Genomic DNA, 13,355 nt, shown 5'->3' on the forward strand with positions numbered 1-13,355 from the left:
CGGCGGGCTCGGGCGCGGCGGCGGGGTCGCGGCGGCCGGGCGGCTCGACGGGCTGGGCGGCGGCCGTGCCCTCGGCGAGCATGGCGGCGGGCGGGGCCACGCCGGGCTGGCCGAGCAGGCGCATCAGGACCTCGCCCGCCGCGGGGCGGGCCGCGGCGTCCTTGGCGAGGCACGCGGCCACGATGCCGCGCAGCGGTTCCTCGATCGCGGTGAGGTCCGGCTCGATGCTCATGATGCGGTGGAACACCGCGGGCAGGCTGTCGGAGCCGAACGGCGCGTCCCCGGTCGCCGCGAAGATCATCGTGCCGGCCCAGGCGAACATGTCGGCGGCCGGGCCCGCCTGCTCCCCGGCGAGCTGCTCGGGCGTCATGTACGCGGGCGTGCCCACCACCATCGAGGTGAGCGTGGAGGTCTTGTCCAGCGCCTTGGCGATGCCGAAGTCGATCACGCGCGGCCCGTCGGCGGCCAGCAGCACGTTGGACGGCTTGAAGTCCCGGTGGACGATCCCCGCCTGGTGGATCGCCACCAGGGCCGTCACGGTCCCGATCGCCAGGCGGTACAGCGCGGCGCCGCGGCGGGCGCCGTCCTCCTCCACCACGGCGTCCAGGGTGGGGCCGTCGACGTACTCGCTGACGATGTACGGCCGGTGCCCGGCCACGCCGGTCTCGATCACCTGGGCGGTGCAGAAGGTGGCCACCCGCTCGGCCGTGGAGACCTCCCGGACGAACCGGGCGAGCGCCTCCTCGTTCTGCGCCAGGTCGGAACGGAGCAGTTTCACCGCCACCAGGGCGCCCGCCGGCGAGCGTCCCAGGTAGACGACCCCCTGACCACCCTCGCCCAGACGCGAGGTGAGCTCGTACTCCCCCACCCGTTCCGGGTCGCCCGGCCGCAGCGGCACCGGGTTCGACATGACGCCCCCTCCATCGCCCCACATCGATCGCAATTCACACCATTGTGGGGTGCGGAACAGGGACTCTTCACCTGCTGAGCCAACCCGTACCCGTAGCGTGACCCGCCCGTCGCGCGCGGCGGGGGAATCGGGGCAGGCGGGGGGCGGTGAGGAACCCCTCGGCGATCACCGAGGCGAGCCCGACCCTCGGCAGGTCACGGGCGTCGTCGAAGGCCAGGAACCGCGGCACCCACCGGGGCCGGTACTTGGCGTTGGCCCGGTACAGCGACTCCAGCTGCCACCACCGCGACACGAACACCAGCGTCCAGCGCCACAGCCGCAGCACCGGCCCCGCGCCGAGCCGCGCGCCGCCCTCGAACACCGAGCGGAACATGGCGAAGTTCAGCGAGATCCGCTTGACGCCGAGGCCGGACGCCTCCACCGCCAGCCCGGCCACCATGAACTCCATGAGCCCGTTGTCGGCGTCCCTGTCGCGCCGCATCAGGTCCAGCGAGAGCCCGTCGTCGCCCCACGGCACGAACGACAGCAGCGCCGCGGGCCGCCCCTGCGCGTCGTGGGCCTCCACCAGCACGCAGCGGCCGTCCGCCGGGTCGCCGAGGCGGGACAGGGCCATGGAGAACCCGCGCTCGTCCCGGGTGTCGCGCCACGCGGCGGCGCGCTCGACGACCTCGCGCATCTCTTCGGCGGGCACGTCGGCGTGCCGCCGGATCCGCAGGGTGAACCCGGCGCGCCCCACCCGGTTCACCGCCTGGCGCACGCCGCGCATCTCCCTGCCGTCCAGGCCGAACTCCGCGACCTCGATGACGGCCTCGTCGCCGAGCTCCAGCACGCGCAGCCCCGCGCGGGCGTACGCCAGGGCGGCGGTCTCGCCGGGACCGATGACCGCCGGGGCCCAGCCGTAGCGGCGGGCCTCCTCCAGCCACGCCCGGATGGCGGGAGCCCACGCCTCCACGTCCCCGATCGGGTCGCCCCCCGCGAGACACACCCCGGCCACGACGCGGTAGGACACCGCGGCCTTGCCGCTCGGCGAGAAGATGGCCGTGCGGTCGTGGCGGGTGGCGAAGTAACCGAGGGAGTCGCGCGCCCCGTAGGTGCCGAGCAGCGCCCGCAGGCGTTCCTCGTCGGCCGGCGGCAGCTCGGCCCGCACGCGCTGCGAGCGGAACAGCACGGCGAACGCGGCGAGCACGGCGACGGCGCTGAGCAGGCCGATGACCAGGTCCACCCAGGACGGCGGGCGCCCGGCGCGCTGCGCGTCGAGGGTCGCGGCCCCGCCGAGCGCCCGTTCGAGCGCCCAGGCCAGGTGGTGCTCGCCGCGCAGCGAGCCGGGGAAGAGGGTGACGAGGCCGTAGCCGACGGCGCCGGACAGGGCGAGCAGGCCCGCCAGCGTGGCGAGGGCCTGGCGGAAGGACGCGCGCCGGGTCGGCGCGAAGAACTCGTCGGCCGTCGCGACGAGCACGCCGAGCAGGACGGCCGCCACGGCGAGGTTGACCTGCGAGGCGACCACCTGGCCGGTCAGCCCGAACTCCTCCACCAGGTCGGGCATCAGCGAGGCCGACAGGACCACCGCCAGGTCGCCCAGCACGAGCAGGGTGAAGACGGCCATCGTCACGCGGTGGGCGGCCCGTTTGCGGCGGGCCAGGGCCCCGGCGAGGATGGCGAGGAAGACGGCGTAGCCGAGGTTCGGCGCCACGGGGAACACGGCCGTCTCGATCACGAAGCTGACCGGCCGCAGCAGGTTCCGCAGCGGCGGGACCAGCGCGATGACCGCCGAGTACAGCGCCGCGAGCGCCATTCCGACCGACAGCGCGCGCGGGACCAGCGCCCGCAGCCCGCCGCCGTCGTCGCCCCCCGGGCGGGCCGGGCCCGCCGCGGCGGCGCGGCCCTGCTCGGCTACTGCCACACCGCCTCCCCCGCGATGACCGTTCCTGGTGATCGTCGGGTCGAATACCCGGCTGTTCACCTGCTTAGGACCACATGGGAGTGACTGATCGCTTTAGGTATGGCAAGCAACCGATGGCCGAGCATGGGCCGATGGTGGGGAGAACGCCGGATACCGGCGGGTCACAGGCCGGGCGCGCCCCAGACGGGGAACCACCGGGACAGGTCCTCCTCGACGGGCAGCTCGCCGGTCAGCGCGCCGCGGACCTGCAGCTCCAGCGCGTTGTCCCGCCGCTCTCCGCTCAGCGGGGCGAAGGGGTAGAAGGTGCCGCGCTTGTAGAGGTACACGATGGCGAGGCGCTCACCGGCGGACCCGGTGAAGGTCACCAGCGAGCACAGCAGCGACGGCCCGAAGCCGGCGGCCTCCAGCGAGGAGTTGACGCCGTGCAGGTCGGTGACCAGCGAGGCGACGTCGTCGGCCGGGCGGCGCACCAGCAGCCAGGTGTAGCCGTAGGCGTCCCGCGAGCGCTCCACGTCGACGTCGCCGAGCAGCTCGGTGACGTCCCGCTCCAGGCTCGCGAACGCGCCGCCCTCGGCGGGGCGGAAGCAGACCGAGCCGGCGCCGGTGGGGGTGAAGGCGGTGGCCGCCTGGAGGGTGACCGCCGCGGACGGCAGCGCGAACAGCGCGTCGAGATTGGGTTTGGCGGGTTTGCCCCGGCCGAGCAGCGCGTCCAGCCAGCCCACGATCACACCCCGCCGCGGCCGAGCTGGGCGGAGATGAGGTTGAGCTGCTCCAGGCGCCGCTCCAGCGGCGGGTGGGTGGCGAACAGGGTGGCGAGGCCCTGGCCGGCCCGGCGGGGCGACAGCGCGGGGGCGAAGAAGAAGGCGTTGAACGGCTGCGCCTCGCGCAGGTCGCGCGTCGGGATGCGCGCCATCTCGCCGCTCACCTTGACCAGGGCGCTGGCCAGCGCCGACGGCCGCTGGGTGAGCAGCGCGCCCGCCCGGTCGGCCGACAGCTCGCGGTAGCGGGACAGGGCCCGGGTGAGCAGGAAGCTGATCGCGTACACCACGATGGAGACGAGCATGATGATCAGGCCGATCGGCGGCCCGTTGTTGTTGCCCCGGTCGCGCCCGAGCCCGCTGTACAGCGCGAAGCGCGTCATCAGCCCGGCGACGATGCCGAGGAACGAGGCGATGGTCATCACCGCGACGTCCCTGTGCGCGACGTGGGACAACTCGTGGGCGATGACGCCCTCCAGCTCCGCCGGGTCCAGGCGCCGCAGCAGGCCGGTGGTCACGCAGACCACGGCGTGCTTCTGGTCGCGGCCGGTGGCGAAGGCGTTGGGGACGTCGCTGTCGGCGATCGCCACCCGGGGCTTGGGGGTGTTCCCCATGGCGCTCAGGCGGTCGATGAGGCCGTGCAGCTCGGGTGCCTCCTGCGGGGAGACCTCGCGCCCGTGCATCGCGAACAACGCAATCTTGTCGGACAGGAAGTACTGGACCAGCAGGAGGCCGCCGGCGAGCACGAGCACCACGATCGCTTGCACGCCAAGGGCGACCAGGACGCCTACGAACACGACGTAGAGCAGTCCCAGCAGGAACATGGTCAGGACCATGCGGACAGTCAGACCCCGGTCGGGGGCGAACCGGGTTTGCGTCATATGTCCAAGCTAACCCGGAATGAGGCCGGAATCGCCGAGCATGTCCCTTACTTCATCGATCGATGCGTCAGCGGGCGGCAAAATCAGCTCGGACGGCTCCAGCGCGTCGTCCGGGAGCGGCTTGCCGATCTGGCGCACCTTGTCGAGCAGTGCGTGCAGTTTGGAGCGGAACTGCGTCTCGTCGTCGGTCTCGATGGCCGCCTCGAGCTCGCCGTCCAGGAGGTTGAGGACGTCGATGTCGCCCTCGCCGATCTGGACCTGTCCCTCTCCCATGATGCGGATGATCACAGGCCCTCCCCCTGACGCGGGTACTGCTGCGTGGGCCCGCCCTGCGGCTGCTGCTGCTGCGGCGGGTACTGCGGCTGGGGGGCGTGCTGCGGCGCGGGCTGGCCGGCCTCGATGGCGTCGCGCGGGGCGGAACCCTGGCCGAGCTCGGCCTTCATGCGGGCGAGCTCCAGCTCGACGTCGCTGCCACCGCCCATGCGGTCCAGCTCGGCCTGGATGTCGTCGCCGCGCTGACCGCTGAAGTCGTCGAGCGCGCCGCTGGCGAGCAGCTCGTCGATGGCGCCCGCGCGGGCCTGCATCTGCGCCGTCTTGTCCTCGGCGCGCTGGATCGCGAGACCCACGTCGCCCATCTCTTCGGAGATGCCGGAGAATGCCTCGTTGATGCGGGTCTGCGCCTCGGCCGCGGTGTAGGTGGCCTTGATGGTCTCCTTGCGGTGGCGGAAGGAGTCGACCTTGGCCTGGAGCCGCTGGCTGGCGAGGGTGAGCTTCTCCTCCTCGCCCTGCAGGTTGTTGTGCTGCACCTGCAGCTCGGCGATCTGGTTCTGCAGGCCGGAGCGGCGGCTCAGCGCCTCGCGGGCGAGGTCCTCGCGACCCACGCCGAGGGCCTTGCGGCCCTGGTCCTCAAGCTTCTTGGACTGCTGCTGGATCTGGTTGATCTGCAGCTCCACCCGCTTTCGCGAGGTGGCGACGTCGGCCACACCCCGTCGGACCTTCTGCAGGAGCTCAAGCTGCCGCTGATAGGAATAGTCGAGGGTCTCGCGCGGATCCTCCATCTTGTCCAAGGCTTTGTTGGCCTTGGACCTGAAGATCATCGAAAGTCTCTTCATCACGCTCATGCGCGTTGGCCGTCCCCTTCTTAGGTAGTGCTATGCCTATGTTCCCGCACGCAGCGACGCTCGCCGGCCGTATGCTCGCTGCGCAGGCATCCATGCTCCCTCGCGCCGACGCGCGACTCCATAGGCTGCCCACTCATGCCCGGCCCCCGATTATCGCGGCAAAGTCGCCTACGTCCACCCTACGCATAACGCACGAGGGCGTCATTAAGTTGCACCGCCGGTAGGCTGACGTCGTGTTCCGACGTCGTAATGAGGCCCCCGCGGACGACTCCCCTGTCGCGTCCGCAGAAGCATCGGCCAAGACCGCCGGCAAGGGGCGGCCCACCCCCAAGCGCAAAGACGCCGAAGGCCGCCGCCGGTCGCCGGTGACCGCGCCGACCAACCGCAAAGAGGCCTACAAGCAGCTGCGCGAGCGTCAGGCGTCCGAGCGGTCGCGTGCCCGCGAGGGCATGATGCGCGGCGAGGAGCGCTATCTCCCCGCCCGCGACCGCGGCCCCGCGCGCAGGTTCGCCCGCGAATGGGTGGACTCCCGCCGCACGATCAGCCAGTACTTCCTCCCGATCTCGCTGGTCCTGCTGCTGGTGCTCTGGACCGTCCCGATGTTCGGCGGCCAGACCGGCATCGTGCTGTACTCCTACGCCATCACCTTCCTGTGGCCGTTGATGATCCTCGTGGTGGTCGTCAGCTCCATCTGGGTGTCGCAGCGGGTGCGCAAGGAGGTGGCGGCGAAGATGCCGGACGAGAGCCTCAAGGGCGTCGGCTTCTACGCGGCCATGCGGGCGCTGCAGATCCGGCGCCTGCGCTTCCCGCCGCCCGCGGTGCTGCCCGGCGGCAAGCCGGTCCCGCCCAAGAGATGACCGGCCGTCCCGGCGCGGCCCGTCGTGCGGCCTCGCCGGGGTCGCCCGTGCCCTCCCCGGGGTAGGGCCGCCGCGAGGCGGAGGTTTATGGTCTTCTGCATGGAATTCCGCCATCTTGGCCGCAGCGGTCTCAAGGTCAGTGAGATCAGCTACGGCAATTGGATCACTCACGGTTCCCAGGTCGAAGAGGACGCCGCCAAGGCGTGCGTCGCCGCGGCGCTCGACGAGGGGATCACGACGTTCGACACCGCCGACGTGTACGCCGGCACCAAGGCCGAGGAGGTGCTCGGCCGGGCTCTCGAGGGGCAGCGGCGGGAGTCGCTGGAGATCTTCACGAAGGTCTACTGGCCGACCGGGCCCGGCGTGAACGACCGCGGCCTGTCCCGCAAGCACATCACCGAGTCGATCCACGGCTCGCTGCGCCGCCTGCGCACCGACTACGTGGACCTCTACCAGGCGCACCGCTTCGACTACCAGACGCCGCTGGAGGAGACGCTCAAGACGTTCGACGACCTCGTCCGGCAGGGCAAGGTCCTCTACATCGGCGTCTCGGAGTGGAAGGCCTCACAGATCGCCGAGGCGCTGCGCATCGCCGACCAGATGGGGTTCGACCGGCTGGTGTCCAACCAGCCGCAGTACTCCATGCTGTGGCGGGTCATCGAGGGCGACATCGTGCCGCTGTGCGAGAAGGAAGGGGTCGGGCAGATCGTCTGGTCCCCCATCGCGCAGGGCGTGCTCACCGGCAAGTACCAGCCCGGCCAGGCGCCTCCCCCCGGCTCGCGCGCCACCGACCCCACCGGCGCCAACATGATCGACCGCTTCATGCGCGACGACGTGCTGTCGGCCGTCGGCGGCCTCACGCCGATCGCCGCCGACCTCGGGCTGAGCATGGCCCAGCTCGCGGTGGCCTGGGTCCTGCAGAACCCCAACGTGTCGAGCGCCATCATCGGGGCCTCCAAGCCCGAGCAGGTGCGCGACAACGTCAAGGCGGCCGGGGTGAAGCTGGACGCCGATGTGATGGCCAGAATCGACGAGGTTCTCGGCTCGGTGATCGAGCGCGACCCGTCCAGGACCGATAGTCCCAATCCCCGGCCATAGCCGGTAAATGTCCTTATCCGGGGTAAAGGCGGGACCGTAAGGTCATTCGGTCACGGGGCCCTTCGTAATTCGCGTCACACGCGTCTCAGCGGGCACGGAGGGCCCCGCCGTCACTCCACACGCAGGGACATCCCCTTGTACTCGAGCTTGTCGCCGTCCAGCAGCGACACCTGCTCCACACCGGAATTGAGGAGCACTTTCCAGTTTTCCCCGAGCCACGACTCGGCGTCCGCCTGACTGGGAAACACCTCCCGCGGAAGCGGTCCTTCGGTGACCTCGCCGCCATTAGCATTTTCATATCGCCAACGCCAAGACATGCCATACGCTCCTTTTCGCGGGGTTTGCCGGTCCCCTCCCGAGGCTGTGCGAACCCTATCTCCTGGGAGTGTCCCGCAGATCTTGCCGTGGGGGCGCGCGGACCGGCCAGGAGCACGCCGACCCGTCCTCCGACCTCGCAAGGAGCCCACCCCATGCCGCCTGACCATGCCCCGGCACGGGTGCCCGCCCTCCCCACGGCCTCCACGTCCCCCCCGCGCGCCGCGTCCCCCCGCCCCGCCCGCACGGCCGCTCCTCCGCCGCACGCGCCCGCCCGCACCACCGCTGCTCCGCCGCCCGCGCCCGCCCGCGCGGCCGCTCCCCCGCCGCACGCGCCCGGTGCCCGCCGTGCGCCCGCGGTGACGGCGGTGTCCCCACGCGCGACCGGGGCGCGGTGAAGGTCCTGCTCTCCGGGACGGCGGGGCCGTTCGGCTGGCCCGAGCCCGCCTGCGGCTGTGTCTCCTGCTCCCGGCTCTCCCCCGGCCACCGCGTGCCCACCTCGATCGTGCTCGACGACATGGTGCGGCTCGCGCCGCCCGCCGGGCTGCCCCTGGCGGCCCCCGCCGCGCTGCCCAAGGGCTACCGCATGACCGTCACGCCGGACGGCCACGCGGTCAGCGGGCCCGACCGCGGGCGGGTGCTGCACGCCGTCGCGCCCGAGGAGGAGGACCGGGGCGACCCGTCGCCGAGCTGGGCGGAGGACGCCTACGACCTGGTGCTGATCGACCTGCTCGACCGGCCGCAGCGACTCGGCGACCTGCGGCGCCGCGGCCTGGTCGCCGCGCGCACCCAGGTGGTGGCCGTCCACCTGGACCACCGGCTGCCCTCGGAGGCCGAGCTGGCCCGGCGCCTGGCCTTCTGGGGGGCGCACGCCGTCGACGACGGCACCATCCTCGACACCCGCCACCTCCCGCCGCCCCGCCCGGCCCCGCCGCGGCGCACCCTGATCCTCGGCGGCGCCCGGTCGGGCAAGTCCGCCGAGGCCGAGCTGCGGCTGATCGCCGAACCGGACGTCACCTACGTCGCCACCGGCCCCACCGGCCGCCGCGACCCCGACTGGCTGGCCCGCGTCCGCGCCCACCAGCGCCGCCGCCCCCCGTACTGGACCACCATCGAGACCACCGAGCTGGCCACCCTGCTCAGGACCGCGACCGGCCCGCTGCTCATCGACGGCATGGGCACCTGGCTGACCGCCGTCTTCGACGGCTGCGGCGCCTGGGGCGACCCCGCCCACGACCGCCCGAGAGGCCGCAAACCCGGCCGCTTCACCACCGCGCTGGACGCCGTCGCGGCCCGCTGCGACGACCTGGTCGCCGCCTGGCGCCAGACCCGCGCCCAGGTGGTGGCCGTCACCGACGAGGTGGGCCTCAGCGTCGTCCCCGCCACCGCCAGCGGCCGGGTGTTCCGCGACGCCCTCGGCCGCCTCAACCAGCGCCTGGCCGCCGAGTCCGAGGAGAGCACCCTCGTGGTGGCGGGCCGGCCCATCGCCCTCACCGGGTGAGCCCGCGCGGCGGGGGCGCCGGAGCGTGATACTTGGGGCGTGTCGACCTCCGCACCCCCTGGCCGCCCGGTCGCCGAAGGACTGCGTCTGGCGGCCAGCACGCTGACCATCTGGCCCGTGGGGATGCCCCGGGCCGACCGGGCCACCACGTCCTGGGCGATGACGCTGGCGCCGCTGGTGGGGCTCGGGCTCGGGATCGCCGCGGCGGCCGTCATGGCGGTGGCGGGCCTGGTGACCGGCGGGCTGCTTGCGGCGGCGCTCGGGGTGGGGCTGCTGGCCGTGCTGACCCGCGGACTGCACCTGGACGGGCTGGCGGACCTCGCCGACGGGCTGGGGAGCGGCAAGCCCGCCGGGCAGGCGCTGGAGATCATGAAGCGGTCGGACATCGGGCCGTTCGGGGTGATGGCGCTGGTGTTCACCCTGATCGCCCAGATCGCGGCGGCGAGCGAGGCCGGGGCGGTGGCACTGGCGGTGGCGTGCGTCACCGGGCGGCTGGCGGTGACGTGGGCCTGCACCGTGGGAGTGCCCGCGGCGCGGCCCGAGGGGCTCGGTGCGATGGTGGCCGGGACGGTGCGGCGCAGCGACGCGATCATCATCACGGTCGCGGCCCTGGTCGTGGCGCTGATCACCGGGCTGGTGACGGGCTTCCCCGTGGCGTACGCGGCCGGGGTGGCCGCCGGGCTGGGCGCCGCCTGGGCACTCCAGGCGCACGCCGTACGGCGGCTCGGCGGCGTCACCGGGGACGTGCTCGGGGCGCTCGTCGAGACCGCCACGGCCGTCGCCCTGGTGGTCTGCGCGGCGCTGATCTGACTGCGGCCCGCGCGACCGGCTCGTCCACGTGCGGCGCGACCGGAATTCGTAGGACGAACCCTCGTTTATGCGTACGGAGGAAGCACGGCTAGCATCGGCCTACGTGACGACAGTGCGACTTAACGCGCCTGACCCGAGGTCGGTGGAATCCGACGCCCTCGTGATCGGCGTCCACAGTTCCCAAGACGGTCCGCGCCCCGCCCCCGGTGCGGAAAGCCTTGACGACGCGATCGCGGGCGGCCTGAGCGCCACCCTCGGTGCGCTCGGCTTCTCCGGCCACCCGGGAGAGACCGCCAAGTTCCCGGCCTTCGGCGCCGTAGCGGCGACGGTGATCGTCGCCGTGGGCCTAGGCCCCGCCCCGGACGACGGAGAGCACGACCTGGAGGTGCTACGCCGCGCCGCCGGCACGGCCACCCGGGCGCTGGCCGGGACCTCCCGCGCCGCCCTGGCGCTGCCCGCCGCCACGGCCGAGCAGGTCGAGGCGGTCGCGCTCGGCGGCCTTCTCGGCGCCTACGTCTTCACCCGGTACCGCACCGGCGAGGAGCGGGCCCCCGTCGGCGAGATCAACGTGCTGAGCGCCGCCCCCGGCGGCGAGGACGCGGTGAACCGCGCCGTGACGCTGGCCGACTCGGTGTCGCTGGTCCGCGACCTGGTCAACACCCCGCCGTGCGACCTGCCGCCCGCCAGGTTCGCGGAGATCGCCGAGGAGCTCGGCACCAAGGCCGGCCTGACGGTCGACATCCTGGACGAGGCCGCGCTCAAGAAGGGCGGCTTCGGCGGCATCGTCGGCGTCGGCCAGGGCTCGGTCAACCCGCCCCGCCTGGTGCGGCTCGGCTACGACCACCCCGAGGCCACCGCACGGGTCGCGTTCGTCGGTAAGGGCATCACCTTCGACTCCGGCGGCCTGTCCCTCAAGCCGTCCGCGTCCATGTCGTGGATGAAGTCCGACATGGGCGGCGCGGGCGCGGTGCTCGGCGCGCTGCTGGCCGTCGCCAGGCTCGGCCTGCGGGTCAACGCCGCCGGCTACCTCTGCCTCGCCGAGAACATGCCGAGCGGCACCGCCCAGCGCCCCTCCGACGTCCTCACCACCTACAGCGGCAAGACCGTCGAGGTGGTCGACACCGACGCCGAGGGCCGCCTGGTCCTGGTGGACGGCATCGCGCGGGCCGCCGAGGAGGACCCCGACGTCATCGTGGACGTCGCCACCCTCACCGGCGCCCAGATCGTCGCGCTCGGCTGGCGCACCTGCGGCGTCATGGCTTCCGACGAGGAACTGCGCACCGACGTCGTGGAGACGGCCGTCGCGCAGGGCGAGGCCGCCTGGGGCATGCCGCTGCCCGAGGAGCTGCGCAAGGGCCTGGACTCCCCCGTGGCCGACATCGCCAACCTCAACCCCGAGCGCTCGGGCAGCATGCTCGCCGCGGGCATCTTCCTGCGCGAGTTCGTGCCGGACGGAGTGCGCTGGGCGCACATCGACATGGCGGGTCCCGCGTTCAACAAGGAGGCGCCGCACGGGTACACCCCGAAGGGCGGCACCGGGGTGATCACCCGCACGTTGGTGGCCCTCGCCGAGCGCCACCAGCCCGCCCGAGAGGCATGATGGGCCGGGGACGCGCGAGCGCTGTCCCCGTGACGCGTACCGCGGCGGGCCGGGGGCAGGAGGGCTCTGCCCCCGCGCCCACCGGCGTCCAAGGGCGTCACATGTACGCGGGACAAGTGAAAAGATGCTGTTGGGCGGGCCGGGAGCGTCGCGAGCGCGACCACGGGCAGGACCCGGCCGTGAGGGCCCACCGATCCGACAAGGAGCTTTCCAGTGGCTGATGGCAGCGGCCCCTTCGACATCGTGGTCCTGGGCGGCGGTAGCGGAGGCTACGCGTGTGCCCTGAGGGCGGCCGAGCTGGGCAAGAGCGTCGCGCTGATCGAACGTGACAAGATCGGCGGCACGTGCCTGCACCGGGGGTGCATTCCCACCAAGGCGCTGCTGCACGCCGCCGAGGTGGCCGACGAGACGCGCGAGGCCGCGACCGTCGGGGTCAAGGCGCGCTTCGAGGGCATCGAGATGCCCGCCGTCCACGCCTTCAAGGACAAGATCGTCAACCGCGCCTGGAAGGGCGTGCAGGGCCTGCTGAAGAGCAGGAACGTCACGATCATCGAGGGTGAGGGCCGGCTGGCCGGGCCGAACCGCGTCATGGTGGGCGACCAGGCGGTCGAGGGCCGCGCCGTCGTGCTGGCCACGGGCTCGGCGCCGAGGTCGCTGCCCGGCCTGGAGATCGACGGCGAGCGCGTCATCACCAGCGACCACGCGCTGCGGCTGGACCGCGTGCCGTCCTCGGTCGTGGTGCTCGGCGGGGGCGTCATCGGGGTCGAGTTCGCCTCCGTCTGGAAGTCCTTCGGGGCCGAGGTCACCATCGTCGAGGCGCTGCCCCACCTGCTCCCCCTGGAGGAGGAGTCCAGCTCCAAGCTGCTCGAGCGCGCGTTCCGCCGCCGGGGCATCAAGTACGAGCTCGGCACCCGCTTCGAGGGCGTCAAGACCACCGACACCGGGGTCGTGGTGACCCTGGAGGGCGGCAAGACCCTCGACGCCGAGCTGCTGCTGGTCGCCGTCGGCCGCGGCGCCGTGCTGTCGGGCTTCGGCTACGAGGAGGCGGGCGTCACCGTCGAGCGCGGCACCGTCGTGGTCGACCAGTACTGCCAGACCAGCGTGCCCGGCGTGTACGCGGTGGGCGACCTGATCCCCACGCTGCAGCTGGCGCACGCCGGGTTCGCCGAAGGCATCCTGGTCGCCGAGCACATCGCGGGCCTGAACCCCATGCCGATCGACTACGACGGCGTGCCCCGCATCACCTACTCGGACCCCGAGGTGGCCTCGGTGGGCATCACCTCGGCCGTCGCCAGGGAGCGCGGCCACGAGATCACCGAGCTCGTCTACGACCTCGGTGGCAACCCCAAGAGCCAGATCATCGGCACGCAGGGCGCCGTCAAGATCGTCGCCCAGAAGGACGGCCCCGTCCTGGGGGTCCACATGGTGGGCAAGCGCATGGGCGAGCTGGTCACCGAGGGTCAGCTGATCTACAACTGGGAGGCCCTGCCCTCCGAGGTGGCCCAGCTCATCCACGCACACCCGACCCAGTCCGAAGCCGTCGGCGAGGCGATGCTCGCGCTGGCCGGCAAGCCGCTGCACGTTCACAACTGAAGCCCTCAAAA

General features: G+C 72.7%; 13 protein-coding genes. 6 read left to right on the forward strand and 7 right to left on the reverse strand.

All coding sequences use genetic code 11. The features are described 5' to 3' along the window. From ACFP1K_RS29965 to ACFP1K_RS29990, 6 genes are all read right to left on the reverse strand, one after another. A partial coding sequence (locus tag ACFP1K_RS29965; protein WP_380759545.1) for a serine/threonine-protein kinase occupies positions 1-910 on the reverse strand: 910 nt, incomplete at its 3' end. A gap of 67 nt (positions 911-977) precedes the next feature. Beyond that, positions 978-2,810 (reverse strand): phosphatidylglycerol lysyltransferase domain-containing protein, encoded by a 1,833-nt coding sequence (locus ACFP1K_RS29970; RefSeq protein WP_380759547.1) that lies wholly within the window; start codon positions 2,808-2,810, stop codon positions 978-980. A 161-nt stretch (positions 2,811-2,971) separates the two neighbouring features. Next, complete coding sequence (gene pspAB, locus ACFP1K_RS29975; protein WP_380759549.1) at positions 2,972-3,532, reverse strand: PspA-associated protein PspAB; 561 nt, start codon at positions 3,530-3,532, stop codon at positions 2,972-2,974. Positions 3,533-3,534: 2 nt separating this feature from the next. Further along, positions 3,535-4,449, reverse strand: coding sequence for a zinc metalloprotease HtpX (gene htpX / locus ACFP1K_RS29980; RefSeq protein ID WP_380759551.1), 915 nt, complete (start codon positions 4,447-4,449; stop codon positions 3,535-3,537). A 9-nt stretch (positions 4,450-4,458) separates the two neighbouring features. Beyond that, positions 4,459-4,737, reverse strand: a complete 279-nt coding sequence (pspAA, locus tag ACFP1K_RS29985) for a PspA-associated protein PspAA (RefSeq protein ID WP_380759554.1) — start codon at positions 4,735-4,737, stop codon at positions 4,459-4,461. Then, a complete protein-coding gene (locus ACFP1K_RS29990; RefSeq protein WP_380759557.1) occupies positions 4,734-5,570 on the reverse strand; it encodes a PspA/IM30 family protein in 837 nt (278 codons plus the stop codon). Before ACFP1K_RS29990 ends, pspAA begins: the two co-directional genes overlap by 4 nt. A 233-nt stretch (positions 5,571-5,803) precedes the next feature. Between ACFP1K_RS29990 and ACFP1K_RS29995 the strand changes: the two genes are divergently transcribed. Beyond that, complete coding sequence (locus ACFP1K_RS29995; protein ID WP_380759559.1) at positions 5,804-6,427, forward strand: DUF3043 domain-containing protein; 624 nt, start codon at positions 5,804-5,806, stop codon at positions 6,425-6,427. 99 nt (positions 6,428-6,526) lie between these two features. Next, positions 6,527-7,525: an aldo/keto reductase family protein gene (locus tag ACFP1K_RS30000; protein WP_380759560.1), complete on the forward strand. Its 999-nt coding sequence runs from the start codon at positions 6,527-6,529 to the stop codon at positions 7,523-7,525. 110 nt (positions 7,526-7,635) lie between these two features. Here ACFP1K_RS30000 and ACFP1K_RS30005 read toward each other — a convergent pair whose 3' ends face one another. Further along, positions 7,636-7,842: a hypothetical protein gene (locus tag ACFP1K_RS30005; protein ID WP_380759563.1), complete on the reverse strand. Its 207-nt coding sequence runs from the start codon at positions 7,840-7,842 to the stop codon at positions 7,636-7,638. 392 nt (positions 7,843-8,234) lie between these two features. On the opposite strand from ACFP1K_RS30005, the gene ACFP1K_RS30010 reads away from it, so the two are divergent. The 4 genes from ACFP1K_RS30010 to lpdA all read left to right on the forward strand — a co-directional run bounded on the left by ACFP1K_RS30010 (position 8,235) and on the right by lpdA (position 13,344). After that, positions 8,235-9,341 (forward strand): bifunctional adenosylcobinamide kinase/adenosylcobinamide-phosphate guanylyltransferase, encoded by a 1,107-nt coding sequence (locus tag ACFP1K_RS30010; protein ID WP_380759565.1) that lies wholly within the window; start codon positions 8,235-8,237, stop codon positions 9,339-9,341. A 39-nt stretch (positions 9,342-9,380) separates the two neighbouring features. After that, positions 9,381-10,151, forward strand: coding sequence for an adenosylcobinamide-GDP ribazoletransferase (gene cobS, locus ACFP1K_RS30015; protein WP_380759567.1), 771 nt, complete (start codon positions 9,381-9,383; stop codon positions 10,149-10,151). A 67-nt stretch (positions 10,152-10,218) separates the two neighbouring features. Continuing rightward, complete coding sequence (locus ACFP1K_RS30020; RefSeq protein WP_380759569.1) at positions 10,219-11,751, forward strand: leucyl aminopeptidase; 1,533 nt, start codon at positions 10,219-10,221, stop codon at positions 11,749-11,751. Between the two features lie 213 nt (positions 11,752-11,964). After that, positions 11,965-13,344 (forward strand): dihydrolipoyl dehydrogenase, encoded by a 1,380-nt coding sequence (gene lpdA, locus ACFP1K_RS30025; RefSeq protein ID WP_380759572.1) that lies wholly within the window; start codon positions 11,965-11,967, stop codon positions 13,342-13,344. Positions 13,345-13,355: the final 11 nt, after the last annotated feature.

Source organism: Sphaerisporangium aureirubrum, from assembly GCF_042658925.1.
GTDB classification, from domain to species: Bacteria; Actinomycetota; Actinomycetes; order Streptosporangiales; family Streptosporangiaceae; genus Sphaerisporangium; species Sphaerisporangium aureirubrum.